The 13,368-nt window shown below is 44.3% G+C and carries 13 protein-coding genes; 3 read left to right on the top strand and 10 right to left on the bottom strand.

Features of this window, described 5'->3' with window-relative positions; genetic code table 11:
* Positions 1-9: 9 nt before the first annotated feature.
* Genes HBNXNv_RS02120 through HBNXNv_RS02110 form a run of 3 tightly spaced genes read right to left on the bottom strand, consistent with a single transcriptional unit; the run spans position 10 to position 1,628 of the window.
* Positions 10-729, bottom strand: a complete 720-nt coding sequence (locus HBNXNv_RS02120; RefSeq protein WP_347721192.1) for an alanyl-tRNA editing protein — start codon at positions 727-729, stop codon at positions 10-12.
* A 39-nt stretch (positions 730-768) separates the two neighbouring features.
* Positions 769-1,338 (bottom strand): VIT1/CCC1 transporter family protein, encoded by a 570-nt coding sequence (locus tag HBNXNv_RS02115; RefSeq protein ID WP_347721191.1) that lies wholly within the window; start codon positions 1,336-1,338, stop codon positions 769-771.
* Positions 1,338-1,628: a DUF211 domain-containing protein gene (locus HBNXNv_RS02110; protein ID WP_347721190.1), complete on the bottom strand. Its 291-nt coding sequence runs from the start codon at positions 1,626-1,628 to the stop codon at positions 1,338-1,340. Before HBNXNv_RS02110 ends, HBNXNv_RS02115 begins: the two co-directional genes overlap by 1 nt.
* A 71-nt stretch (positions 1,629-1,699) precedes the next feature.
* On the opposite strand from HBNXNv_RS02110, the gene HBNXNv_RS02105 reads away from it, so the two are divergent.
* The gene (locus HBNXNv_RS02105) at positions 1,700-1,891 is read left to right on the top strand and encodes a 30S ribosomal protein S17e (RefSeq protein WP_347721189.1); all 192 of its coding nucleotides are present in this window, start codon (positions 1,700-1,702) and stop codon (positions 1,889-1,891) included.
* Here the strand turns inward: HBNXNv_RS02105 and HBNXNv_RS02100 are convergent.
* Both HBNXNv_RS02100 and HBNXNv_RS02095 read right to left on the bottom strand, forming a co-directional pair.
* Positions 1,888-4,245, bottom strand: a complete 2,358-nt coding sequence (locus HBNXNv_RS02100; RefSeq protein WP_347721188.1) for a vWA domain-containing protein — start codon at positions 4,243-4,245, stop codon at positions 1,888-1,890. The genes HBNXNv_RS02105 and HBNXNv_RS02100 overlap by 4 nt on opposite strands.
* Positions 4,246-4,292: 47 nt before the next feature.
* On the bottom strand, positions 4,293-6,980 hold the full coding sequence (locus tag HBNXNv_RS02095) for a lectin-like protein (protein ID WP_347721187.1): 2,688 nt from the start codon (positions 6,978-6,980) through the stop codon (positions 4,293-4,295).
* Positions 6,981-7,040: 60 nt separating this feature from the next.
* Here HBNXNv_RS02095 and HBNXNv_RS02090 point away from each other — a divergent pair, with 60 nt between their 5' ends.
* Positions 7,041-7,811 carry an HAD hydrolase-like protein gene (locus HBNXNv_RS02090; RefSeq protein ID WP_347721186.1) on the top strand — a complete coding sequence of 257 codons (771 nt, stop codon included), beginning with the start codon at positions 7,041-7,043 and terminating at the stop codon, positions 7,809-7,811.
* Here HBNXNv_RS02090 and HBNXNv_RS02085 read toward each other — a convergent pair.
* On the bottom strand, positions 7,808-8,374 hold the full coding sequence (locus HBNXNv_RS02085) for a non-canonical purine NTP pyrophosphatase (protein WP_347721185.1): 567 nt from the start codon (positions 8,372-8,374) through the stop codon (positions 7,808-7,810). The genes HBNXNv_RS02090 and HBNXNv_RS02085 overlap by 4 nt on opposite strands.
* 60 nt (positions 8,375-8,434) lie before the next feature.
* Here HBNXNv_RS02085 and metG point away from each other — a divergent pair, with 60 nt between their 5' ends.
* Positions 8,435-10,519 (top strand): methionine--tRNA ligase, encoded by a 2,085-nt coding sequence (gene metG / locus HBNXNv_RS02080; RefSeq protein WP_347721354.1) that lies wholly within the window; start codon positions 8,435-8,437, stop codon positions 10,517-10,519.
* A gap of 18 nt (positions 10,520-10,537) precedes the next feature.
* On the opposite strand, the gene HBNXNv_RS02075 is transcribed toward metG, so the two are convergent.
* The 4 genes from HBNXNv_RS02075 to HBNXNv_RS02060 all read right to left on the bottom strand — a co-directional run bounded on the left by HBNXNv_RS02075 (position 10,538) and on the right by HBNXNv_RS02060 (position 13,361).
* Positions 10,538-11,050, bottom strand: a complete 513-nt coding sequence (locus HBNXNv_RS02075) for a hypothetical protein (protein ID WP_347721184.1) — start codon at positions 11,048-11,050, stop codon at positions 10,538-10,540.
* 58 nt (positions 11,051-11,108) lie between these two features.
* A complete protein-coding gene (locus tag HBNXNv_RS02070; RefSeq protein WP_347721183.1) occupies positions 11,109-11,570 on the bottom strand; it encodes a hypothetical protein in 462 nt (153 codons plus the stop codon).
* On the bottom strand, positions 11,570-12,004 hold the full coding sequence (locus tag HBNXNv_RS02065) for a hypothetical protein (RefSeq protein WP_347721182.1): 435 nt from the start codon (positions 12,002-12,004) through the stop codon (positions 11,570-11,572). Before HBNXNv_RS02065 ends, HBNXNv_RS02070 begins: the two co-directional genes overlap by 1 nt.
* Positions 12,005-12,212: 208 nt before the next feature.
* Positions 12,213-13,361 (bottom strand): alpha-amylase family glycosyl hydrolase, encoded by a 1,149-nt coding sequence (locus HBNXNv_RS02060; RefSeq protein WP_347721181.1) that lies wholly within the window; start codon positions 13,359-13,361, stop codon positions 12,213-12,215.
* Positions 13,362-13,368 lie beyond the last annotated feature (7 nt).

The following is a 13,368-nucleotide window of genomic DNA, read 5'->3' as shown; positions in this document are numbered from 1 at the left end:
AGAAGCAAACTACTCCTCCAGCTCGAACTCCAGCCTTTCCACATTAGCACCTTTCGAAACCCTGTTCACGATATTAATTTTTCCAATCTCATCGATACTGTCAACGTGAGTACCGCCACATGGACAGATATCATCTTCTCCAATCACTACTACTCTAAGAGGGTCTATGCTGTCAGGAATAAGATCCAGATTGGTACGGCCTTCTGTCAGCCTTTCCTCAACAAGATCACGGGCCATCTCCTTTTTACTTACTTCAAGACCTTTCTCAATCAGTGCATTGGCCTCTCTTTCAATTTTCTCCACATCTTCCTCATCAAACTCTACAGGCTTAAAATCTATTCTTGACTGATCCTCGTGAATCTGGTTTCCTGCCGTCGTTGCATCATACTCTTCAAGAGCTATCCAGGAAAGAACGTGCTGGGCCGTATGCATTCTCATATGCTTATAACGTCGCTCCCAGTCAATTTCACCGTGAACTTCCTGTCCTGGCTCCGGGAAATCTCCCTCAATGTAGTGTCTGATCTCTCCATGCTCTTTCTGCACATCAGTCACTTGGGCCTTTTTCCCATTCCACGAAATCTTTCCGTGATCTGCTGGCTGGCCGCCACCTTCCTTGTAGAAAAGGGTTTCCTTCAGGCAGATGTATCCGTCAACCTCTCTTGCTTTTGAAACCTCTGAATCAAATTCTTTCTGATACTCATTGCCAGGATAGTACAGGAGTTCTGTCATACCTAGACTATTGGCAAGATATCTTATTGAAAATAACTGTTAGCCAGGAAGCACTACATTGAGAAGTGTAACTACAAGGCCTGCTGCAGCCATCCTGCCAGCAGCGACATACAGTTTCTGGCCTGAAAGCCTTCCCATGTAGACTCCGAAAGCTCCCAGCAACATCATTCCAACCAGTACCGAGGCCACAGTCGAGTAAAGCATTCCAATCACTGGTTCGAAAAGGAAAGGTATCAAAGGAAGCAAAATACCTATTACCGGGCCTAAACCACTCATTGCTGCGTTAACTACACGGCCTTCTTTCTTCTTCCTGTGTATCTCTGTGTCTTCAAGATCTTTCATCATCGGGCCTTCAAGTTCGTGGACTTCGGCCAGTTTCTCTGCTCTCTCAATTTCCCATACACTCCATACTCCTGAAGTTGCAAGGCCTATTCCTGCACCTATACCTACCTTGAAAACTGTGAGGCCTGAAGGAACTCCTGTTAGAAAGCTTCCTACTGCTACGCCTGTAGAAGTTAGTGTTCCGTCGAAGCCGTTGGAGATAAAGTAGCGTCTGGAAATCTTTCTGACGTCTTCATTCTTCCAGGCCTCACGGATTTTCTCTAGCATTACTTGTCCTGCGGAGTCTTGCTTTCTTCAACTATTTTATCGCCGTAAACAATCTCATCGATCGAGTGTATGCTGCCTCCAAGATCTTCTACGGCCTCTCTTACCTCTTTGTCGTCAATATTTTCTCCTTCAATTGTAACTTTCAGGTTTCTTACTTCTTCATCTATTTCGTAGATAGTTGCGTTGAGGCCTTCTACTCCCGAGCATTTCTCTACTTCTTCTGCAAGTTTTACCATTCCGGGCTTGTGAGGTTTCAGTACGTCAAGCACCAGTCTTCTGATCTTGGTCATGTTTAGTTATTCGGAGAAGATGGCGTTTAAAGTAGAGGGTTTAAGAAGTTTGTCTTCGAGTGTTTTGCTGTATGGGACGTGTAAGACAAACCTATGTTAAGAGACTTGCCAAGGACCTGGTAAGTGCTGATGAAGAAAGATTTTCAGAAGACTTCGACGAAAACAAGGAAGAACTCAAGGATATGGATGAGTTCAAGTCTAAGAAGCTTAGAAACAGAGTTGCTGGCTACATTGTAAGAGTAGTCCAGAACAAAGAAGATTAAATTCTTCTGAAAAATATTAACGCCGAGGAAGCCAGCAGCACCATTAGCTGAAGCATTCCAAGGCCTGGAACTCCTCTACTTCTCTTCGCATCCTTTCTAATGTAGATGGGAATATTATCTGTATTATTGATGTTTAAATCCTGATTCGTGGTTGTAATCTGCAGGTATTGCTGGCCGGTTTGAGAAGAGTTCGGCGAGACAATAATATTGAAAGTCCTGGTAGTTCCATTCGGGAGAGAATAACTTTTCGTGTTCGTGCCCGTGCCTTCAAACTTGGCATCCACTCCTGACAAGCTTGTCTGCATGTCGTCCTTGTCAAAATCAAGAGGATTACTGACAGTAAACCTGAAATCTCCCTGACCCCCCGAAGAGGCCACAACTCCAGAGTAACTGTAATTGCTCTCAGTCTCAGTTCTGTAGCTGAATCTTGTTGACTTCTTGAACCTGAAAACTTCAGAGACCTGATGCCATCGATCCTCAACAGTCACATTCCAGCGATAAGTCTTGCCATCCTGATCTGCAGAAACCCAATCATAACTTACAGAAGAACGAGGCAAGACATTTTTCTTTGAAAGAAGAAGACGGCCTGTCTCATAATCACGGACAGTCACATTCAGATTATTCGGATTCTCAACATTATTTTCATCATCTACAAAGGCCCTTAACTGCACAGGAGACTCATACACACTGTTCAAATTCTTCGGCTCAGCAGCATAGATCTCAGGCCTCGGATTACTGACATAATAACTGTCTCTGTAGATAGCTGTGGCGCCGCTAGGACCTTCCAGATAGCTGGTGATATTGTAGTAAATCGTGGAATTATCGTTATCTATATCATTAGTCTGTACAGTTCCCTCTGCTGGCTTGGAGAAACTTACGTTATCTCTGATCAAAGTACCGTTTTCGTACACCGAGTACTTTCCCTGAACCTGATCTGCATAATAATGGCCGAAATCCAGGCTAAACCTGAAAGTATCGTTCCACTCAACAGTTGACGGTGAAGTGCTTATCAACCGGGGAGGATAGCCCATTAACTGGTCGTTGTTGTTCTCATTTGGTTCTAGCGTGCCTCCTTCTCCAGGAGGAATTGAGTTGAAGAAACCAAGGTAGTCCATAAAGGCCGTAATCCTATTAGAATCCTGGAAAACATTGTGGTTAGCGCCTACAGTAAAGTTATCGAAGAAAGTGCCTCCCGCAGGGATGGGGTCTACATTACGACTAATTATATGGCCTTCACCATCGATAATTTTCAAATCTCTTGGCCTAGAAGCAATATTTCCATCATTGGCGACAGTATAGTTTACATTGATCTCTGTTTCCTCTCTTTCAATATTTGTGTCCTGAATACTGAAGTCCACATACTTGATATCTCTATCGAAAGATGAAGTATAGTTGTAATAGTCTGTTGAACCTTGTACATCTAGCTTAAGGTAGGATTCTCCCGTCTTTATAGTTTCATAGCCCTTGGTTGTTGGATACCAGCTGAAACTTCTTTTGTACTCCCCATCATCTGTTGGGATATCTGTTAGCTTATACCGTGTATTTGGGCCAGAAAGATCAGTAGAGCTATCGTAGCTTGAATCAACATAGGCATGATCAGGAAGTACTACACCGAGCTCTCCCTGCACGTCCTGATCTACCTGTTCTCTAATCTGTTCGTAGACACTGGTTATCGATCCAGTCTCAGCATACCAGCAAGAGTCACCATCACTGTTTTCATTGGAGTTCTTACTGCAATCAGAGGAATCTGTCATGCTTTCAAACTCACTGGTACTGGCCCCCGAACCATACATTATCCCATGCACCTCAATACCATCATCCCTGGCATCATCGGCCTCAGTACCGGGATCTCCACCACCTCCATCTGCAAGCACAATCATTACCTGGATAGGATTAGGATCGCTAGCACTAGTTAACGCGCTGTGGCCTTTCGAAACGCCCGCAGGAAGATCCGTTCCTCCACCATCATTTATAGTATCTATAGCATCCTTAGCATCCTGTTTACTGGTTGTAAGAGATTCAAGAATATCTGCATCACTTTCAAACTCCACCACAGCATTTCTATCGCCGGAAGAAGTATTAGTAGCATCCACATAATCTTTGGCGCCCTGTTTAGCCGAGCCAATCACACCGCTCATACTGCCAGACTCGTCGATCACAATCGCCGTATCAATAGGCCGATAAGGATTGTTTATAGTATAATTAAAACTGGTAACAACTTCTCTACCCATCACAAACTCGCCATCCCCATCAACATCCACTGCAGAAGAGCTCAAGTCATTTGCATACGTATTTGCACCTGAAGCAAGAGCAAGATACAGAACAACAATAAAAGCCAGCAGGCCTTTCTTCATTATTCAATAATTTGTTTCCTCCGATTAAAGAAGTTAACAACTGCAGATCAGTGAGAACCAGCGAAATAAAGGGTAGAGGCCAGAATCATAAACAAAATATTCAATATTGATAGGCCCGGAACCCCTCTACTTCTTTTAGCATCACTGCGGATAAATATAGGAATCTTATCGGTGTTATTAATGCCTAGGTCTTCGTTAGTAGTGGTGACCGTAAGATATTGTTGGCCTTCAAGCCCATTTCCAGGATTAACTATTATATTGAAGGTTTTTGACGATTCTTTAGGCAACGCATAGCTCTTGGTACCTGTTCCAGTACTCTCAAACCGGGCATCTACTCCTGAAAGTGTAGTCCGCATATTATTTTTGTTGAATTCAAGACGATTCCGTACACTGTACCTGAAAGCTCCCTGACCTCCCGAAGAAGTAACGACACCAGAGTAACTGTAATTGCTCTCAGTCTCAGTCCTGTAACTCACTCTTGAACCTTTCACAAACCTGAAAACCTCGGAAACAGTATCCCAGTCATCAGAAACAGTCACATTCCAGCGATAAGTCTTACCCGCCTCATCAGCCTCAGACCAGGAATAAGATACAGGTGTCCTCGGAGCTACACCCTCAACCTCCTTCAGAAGATTTCCAGTCTCCTGATTATAGATACTAACATTAAGGCCATTAGAATTCTCAACATTATTCTCATCATCTACAAAGGCCCTCAACTGCACAGGATTCTGATACACACTGTTCAAGTTCTTCGGCTCAGCAGCATAGATCTCAGGCCTCGGATTACTGACGTAGAAAGTATGATTGTAAACAGATAAAGCTCCCTGCGGCCCTCTTATCTTGCTCGTAATATTGTAGTATATTCTGGACTCATCATTATCTATCTGGTTAGTTCTCAGTGTCCCCTCTGCAGGTTTGCTGTAGGAAGCCTCATCTCTAATTTTATTGCCATCTTCTAATACAGTATAATTTCCCTGTACCTGATCAGGATAGTAGTGATCAAAATTCAGGCTGAATCGGAAGTTATCATCCCAGTTAACTGTTGATGGCGAAGTAGATGAAAGAAGCGGTGGATAACCTATAGGCATATCGTTATTGGTTTCATCAGGTTCTAGGGCCTCACCCTCTCCTAGAGGTGCTGTAGACCAGAAACCTCCAGTATTAGGATCTATATGAGCTGTTATGCGCTGTGCATCTCTGAAAGTTAGATTATTTTCAGCTACCCGGAATACTTCATAGTGTTTTCCTCCTGCAGGTATAGGATCTATCTGACGCGATAAAATATTGTTATCCTCATCTGTCAGATGTAACGGCCTTGTTTTAGACTCTATATTGCCTTTATTCCGGAGCGTGAGATTTACAGTTATCATGCCGTTCCGCCTTAGAAGAGAGTGGTCAGATACATTAAGATCTACATAGTAGATATCTTCAGTATGTGAGGATGGAAAATTATAGGTCGTGGTACTCCCATCTGATCGAAAATCTATATATGAACTTCCTGTTTTCACCACCTTACCGCTACCATCAGTAAGTGGGCGCCATGTGAAGGTCTCTGTATGTGTTCCGCTGCTGGCATCTATATCTTCTCTGATATAGTTTTCACCATCAGCATGATTTTCAAGACTATCGAAGCTATCTTGAGTATATGTATAATCCGGCATAACCATATTCAAATCAGCAGTTGCTTCCGCCTGAACTTCTTCCTGAATAGAATCATAGACCTCATCTATCGTGCCTGAAGATCCGTACCAGCAGTTATCTCCGTCACTGTTCTCATCAGAATTCATTTCACAGGTAGAATCAGTAACTTTCTCGAAGTTGTTGATATCGGCCCCAGGATACATGATCCCATGGACTTCTACTCCATCATCTCTTGCATCATCGGCCTGACCGCTGTAACCTCCCTGTGCATCAGCAAGAACTACAATCACCTGGATAGGATTATTGCCCTCCTTAAGATGATCATGAGCCTTAGAAATACCGCAGCCGATACACGAACTCCGACTTTCATCCCAGTAACGATCCGCAGCACTTTTAGCATCAGATTTATCAGTGGTCAAACTTTGAAGCTGTTCTCCAAGTTCTGATACTGCAATAGTATCTCCTTGACCTGTATTGGCTCCATCTATATAATCCTTTGTAGCATCGGCCACATCGTAGCGAGAATTGCCCATACTCCCAGAACCATCAAGTGCAAAAGCAGTATCAATAGGTTTGTATGGATTCTGGACTTCATAGGTGAACGTAGTTTTTACCGGACGACCCCTAACATAATCCCCATCAGAATCAACATCCTGAACACTGGAGCTACTACTTACTACCTCAGACTCCAGATCTGCACTCCACCCCCATCCACCTCCAGGCTCAGAACCAGTACTAGATTGACGATAACCTATCCACCCATAGCCATAGTTAGCCTGAAGATAATTCTGCTCAGACTGATCATTAATAACTACCAGGTGCTCCCCTCTACTTTCACAGACATCTCGCGCAGCCATCCAAGACATACTCCCGGTAGTACTGTAAGTACCATCAGACGCCTCACAGATCGCAGGCAGATTCTCATCACAGGGCTGATCATTCCAATAGCTAGTAGTGAACATCTCAGCACACTCCTCATTTCCTCCTGTATTACTGGGCTCCCCAGGGTCCCAGTTAGTGTAGGCAGCACCTGTTGAAACCAGAAGTATGGCCAGAATAAAAACTGTAAAGATTTTACCAAGTTTCAAGCCCATAAGCAAAAATATGTCTTTCTTCATTAAATATTATTGAAATTTACTGTAGAATTGTAAGACATGGACGAGATAACCGGAAAGAAAACATTCTTCTTCGATATTGAAAGAACCCTGATGAAGTGGGATGAAACACTGATAGGGGCCGAAGAACTAGTCAGTAAGCTCAGAGACAACGGGAAAACAGTAAAATTCCATACAGATAACTCCTTGATCTCCAGAAAGGCCTACTCAAAAAGATTGACCTCTAACGGCATTCCAGCAGAGGAAAAAGACATTCTTAACTCGGCATACGTGGCCGCAGAACATCTCTATCGCCAAGAAATCAACAAGGTTTTCACAGTCGGAGAGACAGGTCTTATCGAAGAGTTGGACAGAAGAGATATCAGCATTTCCCGAGACGCGAAAAATACCGTGATAGGCCTTGACAGAAAGTTCAACTACGATAAGCTGTCCAGAGTAATGGAGAAAAGTGGCGAAGGCCGTGTTTTTACCTTAAGCAATCAGAAGTTTTTCGAGAAAAGTTCAGGCCTTAAACCTCATCAGAAACCTATTAATCAGGCCGTCCGCGAGTTTTCCGACACGAAAAACCTTGGAAAGCCGTCAGATGAATTCAGAGACGTATTCAGAAATTACTTTTCATACTATCCCGGTAGCTCTGTAGTGATTGGCGACAGAAAAGAGGACATAATCTTCGGTAACAAGCTAGGAATGACAACTGTAGCGGTAATGTCCGGAGAGATCGACGAAGAGTATCTGAAGAATGCTGAAGGAGATGAAGAACCTGATTTCGGGCTTTCAAGCCTTCACAGGCTTTCAAAGAAGATTATCTAGAGCCCTTCACGTTTAAGCCAGTCGATGAATTTTTCTGTGGCCTCAACCCTCATGAAGTTCTCATCCTTGAGTTCAGGGTTTTCCGCAAGAGTGCTTCCATCGCCATGATCAGGCACGATAATACTGTTGTAAGGAAGTTCTTCAACGGCCTCTCCTCTAGGCTTCTCTGGTATCTCACCTGTCATTTTTCCTGTAAAAATCTCTACTTCTCCTTCGTGATAAAGGGCGACAGCTGTCTTGAAGTAGGCCTTCCTGTTTTCCTTTCCATCCAGTAATTTGAGCAAGTTTTCAGCTCCGCATGTGTAGTCAAAGAAAGAGGCCTTCGCGCCAGGAAAACCGTTTAACCCCTCAACGTAGAATCCCGTATCTTCTACCAGTACGAAATCTTCTTCGAGGGCCTCTGCCGCGTCCCTTGCTTTTCTCTTCGCCACGTCCTTTACATCCAGTGCGTCGATTTCCTCGATGTCTGCTGGTTGCTGTTTCAGCGAGTAATCTGTGTCTTCGAATATTGGCTGCATTTCCTCTACTTTTCCAGAATTTCCTGTGGCGAAGATGATCTCCATAACCTGTTTACTGGGAAGAAAGCAGTTTAAAGAATTGCTTTTCAATAACGGTGTAGGTGAATATTTATCGCAGACGAAGAACGAGTTACGATCACATCAGCACTACCTTACATCCACGGAGTACCCCACCTCGGTAACATGGCAGGATCCGTGCTTCCAGCAGAGCTACTACACAGATACTACGATGTGAGAGGTACAGAAAACATCTTCGTCTGCGGAGGCGACGTCCACGGCACACCACTGGAACTGGAAGCCCTGGAAAGAGGGGAGGACCCACGAGACATCAAAGACGAACAAACACAGAAAGTCAAAGAAGCCTACGAAAGCCTGAACGTAGACTTCACAATCTTCTCAGACACTCACTCAGAATACAACAGGAAACAGACTCACGACATGTTCGAAGAACTTTACTGCAACGGCCTGATCAACGAGAAAACACAGAACATGGCCTACTGTGAGGACGATGAAAGATTCCTCCCCGATAGATACATTGAAGGAGAATGCCCTCACTGCGGAGGCCTTGCACGAGGAGACCAGTGCGATGACTGTGGAAAACTGGTTGAGCCCAAGGAAATAGAAAATGCAGAATGCCAGATCTGTAACGGAAATAATATCGAGTTCAGAGATACCGATCACCTTTTCCTTGACCTGACAGAGTTCAAGGACGAAATTAAGGCCTGGATCAAAGATGAGAAACCTGTGCCAGAAAACATGGAGAAACAGATTCTTCACGACCTGGAGGAGGCCGAGGACCGGTCAATTACACGCGATCAGGACTGGGGATTCCAGATTCCTGTAGAAAGGGCAAATGAGAGAATCGAGGAAGAAGACCTTGACGTTGAAAAACTTGATCCGGAAGTCTATGATGAAAAAGTTCTGTACGTGTGGTTTGACGCCCCTATCGGATATATTGGGTTTACCAGAGAGCTTTTCGAGGATTCAGATGAGTGGAAGGATCACTGGAACACTGATGCAGATATTTTCTACTCTATCGGAAAAGACAATGCTATTTTCCACACAGTTATCTGGCCTACAATGCTTCTCGGATCAAGAAACGAAGAAATCGAGTACGGGCTTCCGGAGTATGAGTTTATCCAGCAGTACTTGATGTGGGAGGACGGAGCTTTCTCGAAGTCCAGAAACCGTGGAATATTCATCGATGAGGCCGTAGAGTACTATCCTGCGGATTACTGGAGGTTCTACCTTGCCAAAATGCTTCCAACAGACCACGATACCAACTTTTCCTGGGACGACTTCGAGTCCGAGATCAACAACGTGTTGAACGACACGGTAGGAAACTTCGTCAACAGGACTCTCAGCCTTGCCGAGCAATGGTTCGACAACGAAGTGCCGGAAGCAGATCTTACTGAAGATGATAGAGAAATGCTTGAAGAAGTAGAAGGCCTGGTAGAAGAGTATAATTCAAAGTTTGAGGAACGATCTCCGAAAGAAGCTCTTGACAGAGGCCTTGCGCTTGCGAGAGCCGGTGACAGGTATCTTTCAGAGGAGGAGCCGTGGAACAATGAGGATCGCAGAGAGGAGACAATCTACGTTGCCCTGCAGATTATCAATAAACTGGGTTGCACACTCTACCCATTCATTCCGGAAAGCAGTGAAAAGATCATGAGCATGCTAGGAGAAGATTCACAGATTGACAGCGAGCAGGACCTTCTTTCGGAAGATGATCTCAGGCCTGTGGAAGCTGGCAGAGAGCTTGGAGAAAGAGAGATTTTATTTGAGAAGATCGACGTTTCAGAGCAGAAGGACAAGGTTGATACTATGGAAGAAGAATCAGAAGAGGACAACGTTTTGAACATTGAAACCGTAAGCTTCGAGGAGTTTGGAGAAATGGATATCCGAGTAGGAGAGGTTCTCTCCGTAGAGGATCATCCAAACGCTGACAGGCTTTATAAGGTACAGATCGATGTGGGCGAAACCACTCTTCAGACCTGTGCAGGCCTCAGAAACCATTACGAAGCAGAAGAGCTCGAAGGCCGTAAAGTAGTAGTTTTAGCGAACCTTGAGCCAGCAGAACTGCGAGGCGAGACGAGTGAATGTATGATGCTAGCTGCTGAAGATGATTCCGGTAATGTGTCATTGTTGACCACCGATCAAGAGATGAGTATTGGCAGCAAGATAAAGTAGAAAGAAGAAATGAAGTATTTATCTGATGACGTCAATTCCGTCATCTTTTTCTTCTTCATCGAGCAGAAAGTCAAGTTCTCCTCCTGAAGAAGCTCCTGAGCCAGAGTCAATTCTCTGAACAGACTGATCATCAGTAACTTTTGCTACTGCTTCCTGGGCCCAGACATATGGAGAAACCTGGTCTGAACCTCCTGAAAGAAACATACCAGAGTCCTGTTGAACTACCTCTCCATTGTCGTTGACAACTTCGACGTCAACATTGTACTCGAAAACATTTTCCAGATACTCTCTTCCATCTAATTCCGCATCAACTTCTCTCGCTGCATCACTATCTACGTATACCAGAACATCTTCGCTTACATCCCCTACAACATCAATTCCATTCACATCCTGTACGGGAACCTCGTCACTGAACGCAGCAGTTGCCCACGAGCCATCACCATTAGACTCATACTGACCAACAGCCTGTCCATCCATAAAAGCTTTTACAGTCGATTCATAATTCTCGTTCTCAGTAAGTTTAGTTTCCATTAGTTTGTTCACCTATAGTTGTTACTTGCTCGTGACAACTTATAAATGTTGTGTTTTTTTACAGTTTCTTTCTGATCTGTGACCAGTCTCTTTCAGCAGGAGATGAATAATCCTGGTCTCCATCGGCCACAACCTGTCTTATCGAGTTTTCAGCAGCACTGGAGTCGTAGAATGAGTCATCCTCTCCCAGAAACTCTCTTTTCTCAGGATCCCAGTAGGCCTCATCAGATCTGATGAAGTCAGCAACAACTTTGAAAGAGTCTTCTCCGGGAAAGACTTCTGAGGCCTCCTCCATTATCCTGGAGTAGGTATCTGGATTAAGAACCCCTACACAGTCAGCAGAGTATTCTTCATCTCCCCCAATACTAGGAGTCAACCGATACAGGTTCTTGCCATCCCCTAGCAGTATCTCTCCCTTCTCATCATAACTATCAAACTGTTCTCTCAATAGATCAGCTTCGGCCCTGCGAAAAGTTCCTTCTTGGCCTTCAAGCACCTGAGGAAGGTCAAAATCAGCCATTACTCCTCACCGGCGTACTGGCCTAGTCCAAATCCGTTCTCTGCTGTTAGTTTTTCTTTTTCAGGCTCTTCTTCAGACTCTAACTCAGATCCATCCAGTTCAGATTCCTGGCCTTCCGTTTCTCCATCTTCCATATCGAAAGGGCTGGCCCCGAAGTACTGTGCCATTACATTCTCAGCTACGTCTTCGTAAGACTCTCCTACGGTTGAGGCAGGAATATCTACAAGTACTGATGTGTTGTCAACCGGAGATCTTTCAGGGCCTATTTCGTCCACATATATTGTATCGGAGTCTCCTACTCTCAAAGTGTATTTCTCATCGGAAGGATCGCTGACATCTTCAACTAGATATGTCTCGCCATCAGCTTCCGCTACAAAATAGTTATCTCCCTTATCAAGCAGTTCAAAGTCCTGCATCTCATCAATATCTTCCATTATTTGATCACCTTAATTGGTCTGAATACTCATTTTTTTATGCTCGATTTTGGACCCACCTACTTCATCCCTTAGATCATCAAGGGCTTCGTTCGCGATCGAATCATATTCGGTTTCAGTCATTGCAATCATATGTTATTATTTGGTAGTAACAACATAAAAACCTTTCGGTATTTCACCCTATTTCAGGGCCAAAGTTGGTGAAAAGTCACCGATTATTGATCTTCTCACGGAAGTATTCGAGAAGCTCGCCATCCATATCATTCCACTGCATAGGCTGACGGGCCTGTAAATCGCCGTAAGAAGGAAACTCAGTTATAGAATGATGCTGAGTCATACCGATCTCAGTACCATAGTAAATAACGCAGGGCTGATCTATGGAAAGCATGATTTCAAGGCCTTTCTTCAGCTTCTCCTTATCCTGGCCTAATTCGTAGAGAGCTCTGTTAACATCGTGGTTATCCATGAAACCTGTCAGCATGAAATCACTGGAGAAAAATGCGTAGTGAGCTTTCAATAGAGGCCTTATCGCGATATCAGGCATTATCGAAGAGTTCAGAGTACCTAGAAGCAGATCTCTGAACTTGAAGTCAAGTACTCCATCAAGAAGGCCTTCATAGTTTTTCTGAGTGTATTCCTGTGATGCAACCTTGCCAAGAATTCCTCTCTCCATATTTACTGTCTCGGAATTTTCGGTTACGGAATCATCCCATGCAGCCTCACCTATCAAAACTGCATCTTCAAACTCGTCGTGAATCTCTTTCTCGAAAACCTGCCAGAACTCATCAGAAGGCCCTATAACATGGTCAAGCCTGTAGCCATCAAGGCCTAGTTCCAGCCATTTCTTTGCCGCTGCAATCACATGGTTTCTTGCTGGCTCGTAATCCAGATCGATTTTTGCAAGAACAGAGTCAAAATCCAGGAAAGATTTGTAGTGGTCAGGCCAGTCATCAAAACAGAACCAGTTGACAAACTCGGAACCCGGATTGTTACGGGCCTCCACGAAGTAAGGATGGTTCACAGAACAGTGATTTGGTACAAAATCCGCAACAATCTTCATATCTCTGTCATGTACTTCCTCAATAAGTTCCTTGAGATCCTCCTCAGTTCCAAAGTTTTCATCCACGCTGAAGAAATCAGTTACATGATAGCCGTGGTAGGCCTCGTTCTGGTAGAAAGGCGAGATCCAGATTACATCTACTCCCAGTTCCTCGATGTAGTCAAGTCTTTCAATTATTCCTCTGATATCGCCACCTACATACTCGGGATTGTGCCAGTTGCTGCCGTCCTCAAAACCTGCAAACCTATCGATAAATATCTGGTAAACCACCGAGTTCTGAAACCATTCACGGGCCATGCAACAG

The sequence above is a fragment of the Candidatus Nanohalovita haloferacivicina genome (assembly GCF_029232205.1).
Classification (GTDB): Archaea; Nanohalarchaeota; Nanosalinia; order Nanosalinales; family Nanosalinaceae; genus Nanohalovita; species Nanohalovita haloferacivicina.
This window is presented reverse-complemented; position numbering and strand designations above follow the sequence as displayed.

Bases quoted from the DNA above. Each gene is read 5' to 3' on its own strand.
- HBNXNv_RS02100 (WP_347721188.1), bottom strand. From the start codon at position 4,245: ATGAAGAAAGGCCTGCTGGCTTTTATTGTTGTTCTGTATCTTGCTCTT.
- HBNXNv_RS02115 (WP_347721191.1), bottom strand. From the start codon at position 1,338: ATGCTAGAGAAAATCCGTGAGGCCTGGAAGAATGAAGACGTCAGAAAG.
- HBNXNv_RS02090 (WP_347721186.1), top strand. From the start codon at position 7,041: ATGGACGAGATAACCGGAAAGAAAACATTCTTCTTCGATATTGAAAGA.
- HBNXNv_RS02095 (WP_347721187.1), bottom strand. From the start codon at position 6,980: ATGGGCTTGAAACTTGGTAAAATCTTTACAGTTTTTATTCTGGCCATA.
- HBNXNv_RS02065 (WP_347721182.1), bottom strand. From the start codon at position 12,004: ATGGAAGATATTGATGAGATGCAGGACTTTGAACTGCTTGATAAGGGA.
- HBNXNv_RS02070 (WP_347721183.1), bottom strand. From the start codon at position 11,570: ATGGCTGATTTTGACCTTCCTCAGGTGCTTGAAGGCCAAGAAGGAACT.
- HBNXNv_RS02060 (WP_347721181.1), bottom strand. From the start codon at position 13,361: ATGGCCCGTGAATGGTTTCAGAACTCGGTGGTTTACCAGATATTTATC.
- HBNXNv_RS02120 (WP_347721192.1), bottom strand. From the start codon at position 729: ATGACAGAACTCCTGTACTATCCTGGCAATGAGTATCAGAAAGAATTT.
- HBNXNv_RS02085 (WP_347721185.1), bottom strand. From the start codon at position 8,374: ATGGAGATCATCTTCGCCACAGGAAATTCTGGAAAAGTAGAGGAAATG.
- HBNXNv_RS02075 (WP_347721184.1), bottom strand. From the start codon at position 11,050: ATGGAAACTAAACTTACTGAGAACGAGAATTATGAATCGACTGTAAAA.
- HBNXNv_RS02110 (WP_347721190.1), bottom strand. From the start codon at position 1,628: ATGACCAAGATCAGAAGACTGGTGCTTGACGTACTGAAACCTCACAAG.
- HBNXNv_RS02105 (WP_347721189.1), top strand. From the start codon at position 1,700: ATGGGACGTGTAAGACAAACCTATGTTAAGAGACTTGCCAAGGACCTG.